Raw genomic sequence first — 13,098 nt, 5'->3', positions numbered from 1 at the left:
GATCCGAAAAAAAGGCAGGCGGCGCGCGCGCGGCACGGCCAGCCTGCCACAGATCATTACATCACCAATGACCGATATTCAGGTTCAGGGTTTTTCTGCATCCGCGGCCCGCCGCGGCGGCGGCACGGCGGTCAGTACATCACGTGGAAGTGCTCGCCGCGAAAGCCGAGGACAACGCTGTCCGGCTTGATCTGCTCGAGCACCACGCCCGCGCCGAGGTCGGCCCCTTCGCGCACGACCTGGCCATTCACGATCACCCTGCGCCGCGCCGGATTGGGTGAATGCACGCCGCCGTTGATGACGAGCTTCGGCGCGTCCGCCGGCAGTCCCTTCACGGGCGGCGATTGCACCGTCGGCAGCGCCGGCACCGGCGCGCGCGCGGCGGGCGGCGGCGCGGCGAAAGCCGGCCGGCCCGGCTGCGGCATTGCGTCCGGCCGCACCGGCTGCGGCACCGCGGCGTTGTAGCCCGGCGCGCCCATCGCCGCGCCAGGAAACGGCTGCACCGGCGTCGTGCCTGCCGGCGGGGCCGCCACGGCGGGAGCGACCGGTGACACGCCGGGCGTGGGAAGCATGCCTTGCGGCGCCGCGACGGCGGGCCCACCGGGCAGGCCGTGAGCGGGAGCACTCGCAACGCCCGCCGCAGGGACGGCGGGTGCGGGAAACCCAGGCGCCGCGGCAGGTGCGGTGCCCGGCGCCAGCGTCTGGGCCTGTGTCCCGACGCCCAGCGCGGCCAGGAGCGTCGCGGCCACCAGCGACACCGGCGCGGGGTGGCGCCGGTTTGCCGGTCGAGGTTCGAAATGCTGCATGGTGCGATCCTCTGTCTGCCGCCCGCCGGCCATCGGGCCGGGCGGACAGCAGGATCGTACCGGCTCCGGACCGGCTGAGCCTGGGATCACCTGGGGCCGAAGCGGCGCGCGCCCATCGGACCGAAGGAGCGGTCGGCGATGGCGCGCTGCTCTGGCGTCAGGGCGGCGAACAACTCCTGCCGCGCCGCGTTCTGCGCCTTCCACGACGATTCGCGCAGCGACGACATCGCCTGGTGGTGGGCCGCCATGTCGGGCGGGGTCGCGCCCGGCTGGGCGTTCTGCCACTGGGCGTGGAACTGGTCGCGCTGGGCCTGCATCGCGGTGGCCTGTTCCGTCACCACCTTCTCGTAGGCCTTCCACGCGCCTTCCTGCGCCGGCGTGATCTTCAGCTGGGTCCGAAGCGCGGCGAGCTGTCCGGCGACCGCGGCGGTGGCGTCGAAGCCGGGGCCGGCTCCCCGGCCGCCCGGCCCCATGCCGTACCCGGGGCCCATGCCGTACCCGGGGCCCATGCCGCGGCCCATGCCCATGCCCATGCCATAGCCGGGTCCCATGCCGTGTCCCGGGCCCATGCCATAGCCCGGGCCCATGCCATAGCCCGGGCCCATGCCATAGCCCGGGCCCATGCCGAAGCCGGGGTGGGCGGAGACGACGCCGGCGATGCCGAGGGCGGCGGCCGCGGCGACGGCGGCAATGATCCTGGTGCTGCGTTTCATGATGACTCCTGTCTGGTTGCCATTGCGCTGGCCTGGCCGGCCATGGCAGGGCCTCCTGCCATGACTGCATTGAAGCGGCTGGATGTAAGCGGCGAATGTCATGGAACGGCCTTTTTGTCGCGCAGTGCGACGTCTCCGCCGGTTGACATGCTGTGTTACGTGGCGCTGGCGGCCCGCCGCGCGAACCGGCTGTAATACGGGGTATGGACCGGCCGGACCACATCCTCATCGTCGACGACGACGCCGAGATCCGCACGCTGCTCGGACGCTATCTCGAAAAGAACGGCCTGCGCACGACGGCGGTGGCGGACGGGCGCGCCATGTGGCAGGCGCTGGACCGCGCCCGGTTCGACCTGATCGTCCTGGACCTCATGCTGCCCGGCGACGACGGGCTCACCTTGTGCCGCACGCTGCGCACGCGCTCGGACATTCCGGTGATCATGCTGACGGCGCGCGGCGAGGAGACCGACCGGATCGTCGGCCTGGAGATGGGCGCCGACGACTACCTGCCCAAGCCGTTCAGCGCGCGCGAGCTGCTGGCGCGCATCAAGGTGATCCTGCGGCGCGCGCGCAGCCTGCCGCCGAACCTGAGGCCGGAGGAGGAGCGCGACATCCGCTTCGGCGGCTGGACGCTGGACACGGTGCAGCGGCAGCTCGTCTCGCCCGAAGGCGTCGTGAGCCCCATCGGCGGGGCCGAGTACCGGCTGCTGCGGATCTTCCTGGGTCATCCGAACCGGGTGCTCACGCGCGACCAGCTGATGGAGATGACGCAGGGGCGCGAGGCCGACGCGCTGGACCGCAGCATCGACGTGCAGGTCAGCCGGCTGCGCCGGCGCCTGGGCGACGGCTCCCGTGACGCCGCCATGATCAAGACGGTGCGCGGCGAAGGCTACGTGCTGTCCGTCCCGGTGGGCGGGGAGGGCGGGTGAAGGCGGCGCGCTGGTTGCCGCAGTCGCTGTTCGGGCGGCTGATGCTGGTGCTTGGCAGCGGCCTGCTGCTGGCGCAGCTGCTCAGCGCGGCGATCAACCTCGCCGAGCGCGACCGGCTGCTGCTGGCGGCCGGCGGCATGCGGCAGGCGCAGCGCATCGCCGACGTCGTGAAGCTGCTGGATCCGCTGGGAAGCGCCGAGCGCGAGCGGATCGTCGCCGTGCTGAACGTGCCGCCGCTCGTCGTCGTCCTGGCCGATGCGCCGGCGCCATCGCGGGCGGCCGACGACGCCACGCCTCGCGCCGCGTCGTTCGCCGCAATGCTGCTTGCCTCGCTCGGGGAGCCGCGCGAGATCCGGGTCGAGCCGGCGGCCGGCTTCGAGCGGCCCTGGCCGCCAGGCGCCGGCCACCGCCACATGATGGGCGCGGGCCCAGGGGGGCTGCCGAGGGGCATGGGGCCGCCCGGGCCCATCCTGCGCGCGCAGGTGCAGTTGCGCGATGGCCGCTGGGCCCGCTTCGAGAGCGAACTGCCGTCCTCGTCCTCGACGCTGCCGTGGCGCCTGGCGCTGACGCTGGCCGTGCTCTTGGTGGCGGTGCTCGTGCTCTCCTACGTGGCGGTGCGCTGGGTCACCCGGCCGCTGCACGTGCTGGCCGGTGCGGCGGAGGCGCTGGGCCGCGACATCCACCGGCCGCCGCTGGCGGAGGAAGGTCCGCTCGAGATCCGGCAGGCAGCGCGCGCCTTCAACACGATGCAGGGGCGGCTGGTGCGCTTCATCGAGGACCGCACCCGCATCTTCGCCGCGATGTCGCACGACCTGAAGACGCCGATCACCCGCATGCGGCTGCGCGCCGACCTGCTTGACGACGACGAACTGCGCCACCGCTTCGAGTCCGACCTCAAGGAGATGGAGGCCATGGTCACGCACACGCTGGAGTTCATGCGCGGCATGGGCGGCCAGGAGGCGCGGCAGGACGTGGACGTGATGGCGCTGCTGGAGAGCCTGCAGTCGGACAACGAGGCGATGGGGCGCAGCGTCACCGTGCAAGGGCAGGCGGCCGCGCCGTACCCGGCGCGGGTGTCGCTGTTGAAGCGCTGCCTGGGCAACCTGATCGACAACGCCGTCCTGTACGGCGAGCGCGCCACCGTGCAGGTCGAGGACTCGTCGCCGAGCCTGACGCTGCGCGTCCTCGACGAAGGCCCGGGCATCCCGCCCTCCGAACTGGAAAAGGTGTTCGAACCCTTCTATCGCCTCGAGCAGTCACGCAGCCGCGAAACCGGCGGCACCGGCCTCGGGCTGGCGATCGCGCGCAACATCGCGCACATGCACGGTGGCGACATCGTGCTGCGCAACCGGCCGGTCAAGGGCCTGGAGGCGGTGCTGACGCTGCCGCGGCCCTCCTGATCAGACCGCGGCCAGGGCCTGCTCCAGCTTGCCGCGGACCTCGCCAGCCAGCGCCGGGACGTCGGGGTGCTGCACCAGGCCCATGACGGCGCGCGGGTCCATCACTTCGACGTGCACCGTGCCGGCGGCGTCCTGCCGGACCACCACGTTGCACGGCAGCAGGGCGCCGATCTGGGGCTCCGCGGCGATGGCACGGTTCGCGTACTGCGGATTGCAGGCGCCGAGGATGCGGTACGGCGGCATCTCCACGCCGATCTTCTTCTTCATCGTGGCGCGCACGTCGATGTCGGTCAGCACCCCGAATCCGACCTTGGCCAGTTCGTCGGTGACCTTCTGCACGGCCTCGTCGAAAGACAGGCCCACCGTCTTGCCGAAGACATAGTTGCTCATGCGATGCTCCTTGCGTCGAATGCTTCAGAATTCCAGGTCGTCGCGGATCGCGGCGATCCCGGCCTTGGCGCACACGTCGTCGGCGTCGCCTCCCGGCGCCCCCGAGACGCCGATGGCCGCCACCAGCGAGCCGCCGCCTTCGATCGGCCAGCCGCCGCCGACCGCCACCACGCCCGGCAGGTCGCGGATTCCGGACGCCGGCTGCCCCGCCTGCGTCGCACGCACGAACTCGGTCGTGTTCAGCTTGAAGCTGAGGGCGGTGTAGGCCTTCCCGATCGCGGTCTGCGGCGTGTGCGGGCCGGCATGGCGGTCGCGCAGCATCACCAGCGGATGGCCGGCACGATCGGTGACGGCGACAGCGACCTGGTGGCCGTTCTTCTGGCACGCGGCGAGGGCGGCGCTGGCCGCCTTCAGCGCCGCCTCGGGCGTGATCGAGCGCACCTGGTACGTGGCCTGCTGCGCGCTGGCGGCGGCGACCGCCAGGGCGGCTCCCGCCAGGATGGCGAGACGTCGGAAGTGGTTTGTCATGTTCAACCCTGCGTCTCCGCCAGCCCCGGATTGGGCACGGCCCCGGTGAGCTTGGGCATGTTGACCTTGCGCGCCTTGACGGTGCCGCCTTGCGCCTTGAGCCACTGCTCCACCAGTTCCCACACCGGCTTGTTGCCTGCCTTGGCGGCTTCCTCGGCCACCGGCGCCCAGCCGGCCACCTTGTACTGCCTGCCCGGCTCGATCGGCTTGCCGTTCAGTCGCATGTCGGCGATGCGCTTGCCCATCGCACCCAGCGGATTGCAGCTGTATTCGAGCCCGCCCACACGGACCATATCGCCGCCCTGCTGGTAGTACGGGTCGGGATTGAACAGGTTGTCGGCGACGTCTTCCAGCACGGTCTTGATCATCTCGCCGCTCATCTGGCTCACGGTGGCGTACGAGTACGTGGTGGCCGTCATGTCCATCAGCCATTCGCGCGTGATCGGCTGTCCCGGCAGCAGCGAGGTGCCCCAGCGGAAGCCGGGCGAGAACGCGATCTCCGCGCCCTGCACGTCCATCAGCGCATCGAGCAGCAGCTGGTCCCCGCTGCCGTTGAAGTTGCCGCGCCGGTACAGCGTGCCTTCGGTGACCGCCAGTTTCTCGGCGAGCTTGCCTTCGTACGGCGCGCGGATCTTCGTGATCAGCGCGTCCATCTCCTTGTCGGCCGGCAGCATGTTCGCGAACACCGGCAGCAGGCGGTAGCGGTAGTCGGCGACCTTGCCGTTCTTCACGTCGAAGTCCATCACGGCGAGGAACTTGCCGTTGGAGCCGGCGTTGGTGACCAGCGTCTTGCCGCCCTTGTTGGCGACGATGCTCGCGACCGGCATGCCGTCGTGGGTGTGGCCGCCCATGATCGCGTCGATGCCGCTGACCCGGCTGGCCATCTTCAGGTCGACGTCCATGCCGTTGTGGCTGAGGACGACGACCACCTGCGCTCCCTTCGCGCGGACCTCGTCGACCATCTTCTGCATGTTCTGGTCCTGGATGCCGAACTCCCAGTCGGCGACCATGTAGCGGGGGTTCGCGATGGGGGTGTACGGGAACGCCTGGCCGATGATCGCGCACGAGACGCCGTTGATGTTGCGGAGCACGTACGGCTTGAACACCGGGTCGCCGAAGTCGGTGGTCTTCACGTTCTGGGCGATGAAGTCGACCTTGCCGGCGAAGTCCTTGTCGATGATCTCCTTGACCCGCTTCATCCCCAGCGTGAACTCCCAGTGGCCGGTCATCACGTCCACGCCCAGCAGCTTGCAGGCGTCGACCATGTCCTGGCCGTTGGTCCACAGCGACGTGGCCGAGCCCTGCCAGGTGTCGCCGCCGTCCAGCAGCAGCGCGCCGGGTCGGCTCGCCTTCATCCGCTTGACCAGCGTGGACAGGTGCGCGAAGCCGCCGACCTTGCCGTAGCGCTGCGCCGCCTGCTCGAAATCGAGGTAGGTGAGGGCGTGCGCGCTGGCCGAGCCGGCCGGCACCTTGGCCACCTTCAGCAGGTGCTCGCCCACCAGGTGCGGCAGGTTGCCGTGCATGCTGCCGACGCCGAGGTTGACGCTTGGCTCGCGGAAATGAATGGGCTTGAGCTGCGCGTGGCAGTCGGTCATGTGCAGGAACGACACGTTGCCGAACCGCGGCAGGTCGTACAAGGCCTCGGCGGCCGTCGCCGCGTCGGCATCGGCCCATCGGCCCAGGCCCATGCCGGCGACGCTGCCCGCGCCCAGCACCTGGAGGAATTCGCGCTTGCTCAGGTTCATGATAAGCAATGACTGATGTATGGGAGCCAAAAAAGCCCGGCGGCGCCGGGCTCGTCGCAAGGCGCGGCGCGCCTTACTTGTTGACCGGGGACTGCGGATCCAGCAGCAGCGCCACGATGTTCTTGATCTGCTGCTCGTTCAGGATGCCGGCATGGCCGGCCCGCGGCATGTTGGAACAGGCGTTGTAGGCCTTGGCGTTCCAGATCTTGCCCCAGGTGTATTCCACGATCGGCTTCGCCGCGGGGCTGTTCGGGTCGCTGACGCCGCGCATCTTGCCGTAGTTGTAGAGGCTGGGGCCGATCGTGCCGTAGGAGATCTCCTCCTTGGTGATCTGGTGGCAGTTGTAGCAGTTGCCGCCGTTGTCGGCCGCGTTGGTCGTCTTGTCGGTCCAGGTCATGCCCCGGCCGCTCTGCGCCAGTTTCTCGCCGGCCTTCCAGTCGCCGAGGAACTTGCCGTCGCTCGGCCACTTCACCGTCTTCAGGTTGGCGGCCTCGATGGCCTTGGCGCGCTTTTCATCCAGCGGCTTGCCCGCGACATGGGCCGCGCTGCATTCCTGGTTGGTCTCGTCCTGCTGCAGGCGGTCGACCTTGGCGATGCCCTGGTCGCGGAACGATGCCTTCACCAGGTCGGCGGTGATGCGGTCCAGCTCGGGCGCAGGCGGCAGGGAGGCAGTGCGGCTCGCGCCGCCTCCGGCGCAGCCGGCGACGGCCCAGGCGACGAGCGCGACGACGGAGATCTTGATTGCGGTCTTCTTCATGAATGCTCCTGGATCAGCGCTTGATGGCGGGGGCGATGGACTTGGCACCGTGGGCATTCACGCCCAGGTACGTCGACAGCGCCGACAACGCATCGCTGCCGAACAGCGGATACGGGAAGCGCTGCTGCCGGTAGCAGTCGTTCAGCCGCTGCTGCATGCCCCACATCTGGCCGTTGGAGACGCGGTAGGCCGGCCACGCCGCGAAACCGATGCCGTCGCCCGGGTTCTTGGTGAGGTTCGGCAGGTCCTGCAGGCGGATGCGCTTGCCTTCCTCGCCGTGGCACGACGCGCACGAGAAGTCGTGCGTGCCGCCCTGCATGAAGAACATCCGCTTGCCGACCTCGTATGCCATCCGCTCCTGCGGATGCGACTGCGGGAGGTTGAACTTCAAACCCCGCGACTCGGCGGCGATCCAGGTGGCCAGCGCGGTGAGGTTGGCCTGCTCGCCCTTGCCGAACGGCGTCGTGGCGATCTGCTTGCCGTCCAGCCCCTGCAGCGTCTCCATACATGAGACGAGGCGGGACTCGAGGTCCTGCACCCGCTTCGTGTCCGGGAAATAGCGCGGCAGCTCGACGAACGCGCCCTTGACCACGCCCGGGCCCTTGCCCAGGTCGCAGGCTTCCAGCGACGCGTTCTTCGGGCCGCGCTTCTTCTTCCACAGGTCCTCGCCCTTGGCCTCGAAGAGTTCGGCCGGATTGCCGTCCGCCAGCATCGCGCGGTACTCCTCGATGGACTGGGTGGCGGATTTCTGCGCCAGCGCGCCGGTGGCTGCCAGGCAGCCCAGCGCCAGCAATGCGGTCATCTTCCTCACTGTCGTCTCCCTGTTGTTGTGAACTGCGCCGGTCCGCTCAGGACACGGTCGCTTCGTCGGTGCGGGTGTCGCCCTTGTTGTCCTTCCACGTGATCGCGATCTTGTCGCCGGCTTTCGCGCCCTTCACGGTGAACTGCAGGAACGGGTTCTTGGCGACGGCGGGGCCCCACTCGGCGGTCATGACCGGCTTGCCGTTGTGGCTGGCCGTCACTTCGGTGATGTGCCAGGCCGGGATCACCTTGCCCGCGCTGTCCTTGCGCTGGCCGGTTTCCATTTCGTGGCTCATGAGGACGCGGACGGTGGCGTTGCCACCAGCCGACTGGGCGCGGATGCGCATCGGGTCTGCCATTTGAATCTCCCTGGAATCTGAAAAGAAAAAGCGGATGGAGGCGGGCGCGTCAGCCGCCGCAGCCGCCGAGCGTGACCTTCACTTCCTTCTTGGCGAAGAGGGCCTTGCCGTCGTTCATGATCGCGACGGCATACACGTCCGAGGACTGGCCCATCTTGGCGCGGGTGGCGAAGTTGGCGTCGATCGCGGGCGTGACGTCGAACTTCGCGACGAGCGCGCTGGGGTTCTTCTCGACCAGCAGCAGCATCTGCTTGACGCCGGCCAGCGTCGTCGCCACGCCCAGCGGCACCACGGCGCCGTTCTCCGCGATGTCGGGCGCGGTGAGCGTCACGTCCTTGCTTTCGACCGGCGCCGCGCCTCCGAAGGCCTTCACGGCGTCGGCGACGCTCTTGGCGTCGAAGGCCGCCTTGTTGAACGCGAACGCGTACTGGGGAAACAGGCCCGTGGTGGCCAGCAGGCCGGCCACGGTGGCACTGCGCTTGAGGATCTCTCTGCGAGTCTGCATTTCTGACGCTCCCTGAAATAGTCTGTAAGCAACGACTGATATTAACGGCATTGCGCGAGCCGGCGCCCGCGCCTGGAATCGGGAATATCCCGGGGTGATATCCCTCTGGGCTATATCACTTCCGGGTTATCCCTGTTACTGCGCGGCGCCGGCGGCGAGCCAGCCCGCGATGCGCTTGACGTCCTCGTCGGCGAGGGTCTGTGGCGGCATCGGGATCGCGCCCCACACGCCGGCGCCGCCCGCGCGGATCTTGCCCGCGAGGTAATCGGCCTTGCCTTCGTGCTTCTTCGCGATCTCCGCCCAGCTCGGTCCCACCACCCGCTTGTCGGGCGCGTGGCACGCGGTGCAGTTGTTCTTCTGCGTGATCGCGGTGACGGCGGCGGCGTCGTGCGAAGCCGCGCCGGCGGCCTTGGTGGCAGCGGACGCAGTGGCCACGACTGCGCCGGCCGCGCCGGCCGGAACGCCCGCCGCGGCGGCCGCGGGCGGCTTGCCCGCCGGCGCGGCCGTGTTGACGCCGCGCTGCGGCCCCACCAGCCGGTTCTGCTCGGCCAGGTTGCCGTGCGCGTTGCGCGCGAACGGCGGCAGCAGCGAGGCGACCTTCGGTTCGGTGGCGCAGTCCTTCATGCAGGCGGTTGCCGTCACGTCGGGCTTGCCGGCCCTGGCGGCGAGTTCCTTGCCGGGCCACATCGCATGGTCCAGCGTCATGCCGTTGCGGTTGGGCAGGCGCTGCTGCACCTCGCGCACGTTCCTGTCGGACAGCGTGAAGTCGGCCGGCACGATGTCGGCCAGGTTCAGCAGGTAGGCCGTCACCGCGTACACCTCCTCGGTGCTGAGCGACTTCGGCTGGTTCCAGGGCATCGCGCGGTTGATGTAGTCCCACAGCGTGGACAGCGACGACAGCTTCATGAACGTCGTGCGGCCGGGGTAGTCGGTGCGGCGCAGCATGGCGACGCGGCCGGTCTTGACGTCCTGCGCGCTGGTGCCGCCCACGATCGGGTTGAAGACCGAGTTCGACTCGCCGAAGACGCCGTGGCACGAGGCGCATTTGGCCTCCCACACGTCCTGGCCCTTGGCGACGCTGCCGGAGCCGGGGGGCAGTCCCTTGAAATCGGGCCGCACGTCGATGTCCCAGGCCGCGACTTCCTTCGGCGTCGCGTTGCGGCCGATGCCGGGGAAGGCATCCTGCGCGAACGCCGCCACGGACAGCCCGGTCAGGGCCAGGGCGGCGACGAGCTTACGAGAGCTGGACATTCTTCACCTCGCCGCTTTCCTCGACCAGCCACGACTGGATCGCGTTGTTGTGGTAGATCGAACGCGTGCCGCGCACCGCGCGCAACTGGCGGTACGTCGGCTGCACGTAGCCGGTGTCGTCGGTCGCGCGGCTCTGGATGATGGCCGGCTTGCCGTCCCACACCCAGTCGATGTTGAAGCGCGTGAGGCACTTGCTGAGCACGGGCGTCTCCAGCCGCGCGGTGCGCCAGCTGCGGCCGCCGTCGACCGAGACGTCGACCTTCTTCACCTTGCCGCGACCCGACCACGCGAGGCCGGTGATGTTGTAGAAGCCCTTGTCGAGCAGCTGCTGGCCACCCGACGGCGTGGTGACCACGCTCTTGCACTCCTGGATGCTCGTGTACTGGCGGTGCTGGCCGTCCGGCATCAGGTCGACGTAGTGCACCGTCTCGTCCTTCGCGCCGTACGGCTGGTCCCCCACTTCGACGCGCCGCAGGTATTTCACCCAGCTCACGCCCTGCACGCCGGGCACCACCAGGCGCAGCGGATAGCCTTGCTCGGGGCGCAGCATCTCGCCGTTCTGGCCGTACGCGACCAGTACCTCTCCCGAGCGGATCATGCTCATGGGAATGGTGCGGGTCATCGACGAGCCGTCGCCGCCTTCGGCCAGCACGAACCTGCCGTTCTTCAGGTCGGCGCCGGCCAGCTCCAGCAGCGTGATCAGCGGCACGCCGGTGAACTCGCTGCACGACAGCATGCCGTGTGTGTACTGGCAGGTCGGCACGGCGACGTTGCCCCATTCCATGCCGGTGTTGGCGCCGCACTCGATGAAGTGGAACCGCGACACCGCCGGCAGCCGCATCAGCTCGTCCATGGTGAAGACCTTGGCGTTCTTCACCATGCCGTTGACCATGAAGCGGTGCTTGCTGGGATCGATGTCCCACCAGCCCTGGTGATGGCGCTCGAAATGCAGGCCGCTGGGCGTGACGATGCCGAACAGCGACTGCAGCGGCGCGAACGACACCGAGGCCTGCGTCGTCTGGGTGAGACCCGGGCTCTGCCGCCGCTGCACGTTGCGCTCGTATTTCGAGGGCTTGCCGTAGCCGTCGGTGGCCACCGCCTGGCCCAGGCCGCGGGTGTGCTCGGGCAGGTTCAGGATGTTCGGGTCGCCGTCGTTCGGCGCCGCGGCCTGGGCGGCCGCGGGCAGCGCCGCGCCCGCGGCGGCCGCGGCGAAGGCCCCGCGCAGGAAGTCGCGCCGGCCGTTCCTGGCCTCCGCGAAGACCCGCGCGACGCCGTCGCGGGCTATGAAGTTTTCAGGTGCTTTGCGCAACCGGCCGGAGTTCATGGGGTGTGACAGCGTTGGGGGAGGGGCTGGAAATCGTTATATGCGAATGCGCGAATGTATCAGGGAAGGCGCCGAGGACCATTGGGGTTTTCTCCGATCCCGAGCGCGGCAGTCAGGCGAGGCTGCGGCGCGCCGCCGCCAGGCGCTGGTCGAGGTAGGCGCCGTAGAAGTCGGGCGCCATGCCCACCAGGCGGGCCGCGACCTCGCGCCCGTCCCTGCCGAAGAACAGCAGCGTGGGGGCTACCTGCACCCGCCAGCGGCGCAGCAGTTCCTCGTGGGTGCTCGCGGCGCCCGCGAAGTCGACCAGCCCGGCGCGGCTGCCGAGGTCGAGCTGCACCGCCTGCAGGCCCTGCTCGCGGCGCAGCGGTTCCAGGTAGTTGTCACGCACCAGCTTGCACCACGCGCAACCGTCGGTGCTCGCCAGCACGAGCAGCGGCTGGCCGTTGCGCAGCGCGAGCGCGAGGGCACTTGCGAGCGAGCCGGGCGCAGGCAGCGCGGCAGCGCGGACGGACGCCGCGCCGAAGCCGCCGGCCGCCAGCGACACGATCAGCGTGCGCCGGCGCCGGCCGTCCATGGCGAGGCCCGCGTGCCGCGCCATCAGTTGGCCTCCCGCTCCATCAGCAGGTAGGTGTTGTAGGCGTTCATGCGATTGGCCACGCGAAACAGCGGCAGCCGCTCGAACCGGCTCCAGTCGGCCGCCTGGTACGCGTTCTCCCAGGGTTCCAGGTTGCGCGCGGCCTCGCCCATCACCTTTCGCAGGTGGGTCAGGTAGTCGCGCGTCAGCTCCATGTCCTCGCGGGCCCTGGTCGACACGGCGCCGTGGCCGGGCACGATCACCCTGGCGTCGAAGGCCAGCAGCGAGTCGAGCGCCTTGATCCACTGGCGGCTGTCGGCCTGGCCGACGAAGGGGATGCGGTTGCGGAACACCAGGTCGCCCGCGAACAGGACCTTCTGCTCGGGCAGGTAGACGATCAGGTCCTCCGGCGTGTGCGAAGGGCCCACGGCCTTGATGAGGAAGCGGACGCCGCCGAGCGACAGTTCCGTGTCCCCCGTGAGCCACTCGTCGGCCGGAACGAGCTGCGTCTTCTCGTCGATCCAGGGCGCCAGCTCGGTGCGCGACGCCTGCAGCCGCAGGCGCGCCGTGTCCGAGTTGAGGTACTCGCGCGCACGCTGGTGCGCGACGATCTTCGCGCCGGCCGCCTTGAACGCCTGCAGCCCGTAGATGTGGTCGGCGTGGTAGTGCGTGAGGATCACGTGCGTGACCGGCTGCGCGGTGTGGCGGCGGATCTCCGCCAGCAGACGCTGGGCCAGCGCGGGCGAACCCAGCGCGTCGATCACCACCACGCCGGCCGGCGTGACGACGAAGCCCGCGTTGGAGATGAAGTTCTGGTTGGCAGGCGAGCCGAGGGCCGACAGCCCTTCGACGTACCAGGCGCCGGGCACGAGCTGGCGCGCCTGGAGCGCCGGTTCCTGGACCGGCGGCGACGGCGACTGGGCCTGGACCGGCCACGCGGCGGCCAGCGCCAGCACCATGCCGATGAGGATGCGGGCGAGGACGCCGGCCGGATTCATCACTGTGATCACCTCTCC

The 13,098-nt window shown here is 69.7% G+C and carries 15 protein-coding genes; 2 read left to right on the top strand and 13 right to left on the bottom strand.

What is annotated here, in order from left to right:
- Window positions 1–131: 131 nt before the first annotated feature.
- Both RAMLITH_RS07960 and RAMLITH_RS07955 read right to left on the bottom strand, forming a co-directional pair.
- A complete protein-coding gene (locus RAMLITH_RS07960; RefSeq protein ID WP_168106834.1) occupies window positions 132–806 on the bottom strand; it encodes a general secretion pathway protein GspB in 675 nt (224 codons plus the stop codon).
- Window positions 807–892: 86 nt separating this feature from the next.
- Window positions 893–1,519 carry a Spy/CpxP family protein refolding chaperone gene (locus RAMLITH_RS07955; protein ID WP_168106833.1) on the bottom strand — a complete coding sequence of 209 codons (627 nt, stop codon included), beginning with the start codon at window positions 1,517–1,519 and terminating at the stop codon, window positions 893–895.
- Between the two features lie 203 nt (window positions 1,520–1,722).
- On the opposite strand from RAMLITH_RS07955, the gene RAMLITH_RS07950 reads away from it, so the two are divergent.
- Both RAMLITH_RS07950 and RAMLITH_RS07945 read left to right on the top strand, forming a co-directional pair.
- Window positions 1,723–2,448, top strand: coding sequence for a response regulator (locus RAMLITH_RS07950; protein WP_168106832.1), 726 nt, complete (start codon window positions 1,723–1,725; stop codon window positions 2,446–2,448).
- Window positions 2,445–3,848, top strand: a complete 1,404-nt coding sequence (locus tag RAMLITH_RS07945; protein WP_337786119.1) for an ATP-binding protein — start codon at window positions 2,445–2,447, stop codon at window positions 3,846–3,848. The genes RAMLITH_RS07950 and RAMLITH_RS07945 overlap by 4 nt, the downstream gene beginning before the upstream one ends.
- Here RAMLITH_RS07945 and RAMLITH_RS07940 read toward each other — a convergent pair whose 3' ends face one another.
- The 11 genes from RAMLITH_RS07940 to RAMLITH_RS07890 all read right to left on the bottom strand — a co-directional run bounded on the left by RAMLITH_RS07940 (window position 3,849) and on the right by RAMLITH_RS07890 (window position 13,083).
- Window positions 3,849–4,238 (bottom strand): DUF302 domain-containing protein, encoded by a 390-nt coding sequence (locus RAMLITH_RS07940; RefSeq protein WP_168106831.1) that lies wholly within the window; start codon window positions 4,236–4,238, stop codon window positions 3,849–3,851.
- A 24-nt stretch (window positions 4,239–4,262) separates the two neighbouring features.
- Entirely contained in the window at window positions 4,263–4,766 is a 504-nt protein-coding gene (locus RAMLITH_RS07935) for a GlcG/HbpS family heme-binding protein (protein ID WP_168106830.1), read from the bottom strand.
- 2 nt (window positions 4,767–4,768) lie between these two features.
- Complete coding sequence (soxB, locus tag RAMLITH_RS07930; RefSeq protein WP_168106829.1) at window positions 4,769–6,511, bottom strand: thiosulfohydrolase SoxB; 1,743 nt, start codon at window positions 6,509–6,511, stop codon at window positions 4,769–4,771.
- A gap of 73 nt (window positions 6,512–6,584) precedes the next feature.
- A complete protein-coding gene (gene soxX, locus RAMLITH_RS07925; RefSeq protein WP_168106828.1) occupies window positions 6,585–7,268 on the bottom strand; it encodes a sulfur oxidation c-type cytochrome SoxX in 684 nt (227 codons plus the stop codon).
- 13 nt (window positions 7,269–7,281) lie between these two features.
- Complete coding sequence (gene soxA / locus RAMLITH_RS07920; RefSeq protein ID WP_168106827.1) at window positions 7,282–8,070, bottom strand: sulfur oxidation c-type cytochrome SoxA; 789 nt, start codon at window positions 8,068–8,070, stop codon at window positions 7,282–7,284.
- 46 nt (window positions 8,071–8,116) lie between these two features.
- Window positions 8,117–8,428 (bottom strand): thiosulfate oxidation carrier complex protein SoxZ, encoded by a 312-nt coding sequence (soxZ, locus tag RAMLITH_RS07915; protein WP_181017761.1) that lies wholly within the window; start codon window positions 8,426–8,428, stop codon window positions 8,117–8,119.
- 49 nt (window positions 8,429–8,477) lie between these two features.
- Window positions 8,478–8,933: a thiosulfate oxidation carrier protein SoxY gene (gene soxY / locus RAMLITH_RS07910; RefSeq protein WP_168106826.1), complete on the bottom strand. Its 456-nt coding sequence runs from the start codon at window positions 8,931–8,933 to the stop codon at window positions 8,478–8,480.
- A 135-nt stretch (window positions 8,934–9,068) separates the two neighbouring features.
- Window positions 9,069–10,184, bottom strand: a complete 1,116-nt coding sequence (locus tag RAMLITH_RS07905; RefSeq protein ID WP_168106825.1) for a c-type cytochrome — start codon at window positions 10,182–10,184, stop codon at window positions 9,069–9,071.
- Complete coding sequence (soxC, locus tag RAMLITH_RS07900; protein WP_168106824.1) at window positions 10,168–11,508, bottom strand: sulfite dehydrogenase; 1,341 nt, start codon at window positions 11,506–11,508, stop codon at window positions 10,168–10,170. The genes RAMLITH_RS07905 and soxC overlap by 17 nt, the downstream gene beginning before the upstream one ends.
- A 112-nt stretch (window positions 11,509–11,620) precedes the next feature.
- Window positions 11,621–12,106, bottom strand: a complete 486-nt coding sequence (locus RAMLITH_RS07895; protein ID WP_168106823.1) for a thioredoxin fold domain-containing protein — start codon at window positions 12,104–12,106, stop codon at window positions 11,621–11,623.
- Complete coding sequence (locus tag RAMLITH_RS07890) at window positions 12,106–13,083, bottom strand: MBL fold metallo-hydrolase (RefSeq protein WP_420376898.1); 978 nt, start codon at window positions 13,081–13,083, stop codon at window positions 12,106–12,108. The genes RAMLITH_RS07895 and RAMLITH_RS07890 overlap by 1 nt, the downstream gene beginning before the upstream one ends.
- Window positions 13,084–13,098 lie beyond the last annotated feature (15 nt).

The sequence above is a fragment of the Ramlibacter lithotrophicus genome, assembly GCF_012184415.1.
In the GTDB taxonomy this organism is placed as follows: Bacteria; Pseudomonadota; Gammaproteobacteria; order Burkholderiales; family Burkholderiaceae_C; genus Ramlibacter; species Ramlibacter lithotrophicus.
Note: the sequence above shows the minus strand (reverse complement) of the source record. Positions and strands in the feature narration are given on the sequence as shown.

Bases quoted from the DNA above. Each gene is read 5' to 3' on its own strand.
- RAMLITH_RS07940 (WP_168106831.1), bottom strand. From the start codon at position 4,238: ATGAGCAACTATGTCTTCGGCAAGACGGTGGGCCTGTCTTTCGACGAG.
- RAMLITH_RS07895 (WP_168106823.1), bottom strand. From the start codon at position 12,106: ATGGCGCGGCACGCGGGCCTCGCCATGGACGGCCGGCGCCGGCGCACG.
- soxC (WP_168106824.1), bottom strand. From the start codon at position 11,508: ATGAACTCCGGCCGGTTGCGCAAAGCACCTGAAAACTTCATAGCCCGC.
- soxB (WP_168106829.1), bottom strand. From the start codon at position 6,511: ATGAACCTGAGCAAGCGCGAATTCCTCCAGGTGCTGGGCGCGGGCAGC.
- soxY (WP_168106826.1), bottom strand. From the start codon at position 8,933: ATGCAGACTCGCAGAGAGATCCTCAAGCGCAGTGCCACCGTGGCCGGC.
- soxA (WP_168106827.1), bottom strand. From the start codon at position 8,070: ATGACCGCATTGCTGGCGCTGGGCTGCCTGGCAGCCACCGGCGCGCTG.
- RAMLITH_RS07960 (WP_168106834.1), bottom strand. From the start codon at position 806: ATGCAGCATTTCGAACCTCGACCGGCAAACCGGCGCCACCCCGCGCCG.
- soxX (WP_168106828.1), bottom strand. From the start codon at position 7,268: ATGAAGAAGACCGCAATCAAGATCTCCGTCGTCGCGCTCGTCGCCTGG.
- RAMLITH_RS07905 (WP_168106825.1), bottom strand. From the start codon at position 10,184: ATGTCCAGCTCTCGTAAGCTCGTCGCCGCCCTGGCCCTGACCGGGCTG.
- RAMLITH_RS07950 (WP_168106832.1), top strand. From the start codon at position 1,723: ATGGACCGGCCGGACCACATCCTCATCGTCGACGACGACGCCGAGATC.
- soxZ (WP_181017761.1), bottom strand. From the start codon at position 8,428: ATGGCAGACCCGATGCGCATCCGCGCCCAGTCGGCTGGTGGCAACGCC.
- RAMLITH_RS07955 (WP_168106833.1), bottom strand. From the start codon at position 1,519: ATGAAACGCAGCACCAGGATCATTGCCGCCGTCGCCGCGGCCGCCGCC.
- RAMLITH_RS07935 (WP_168106830.1), bottom strand. From the start codon at position 4,766: ATGACAAACCACTTCCGACGTCTCGCCATCCTGGCGGGAGCCGCCCTG.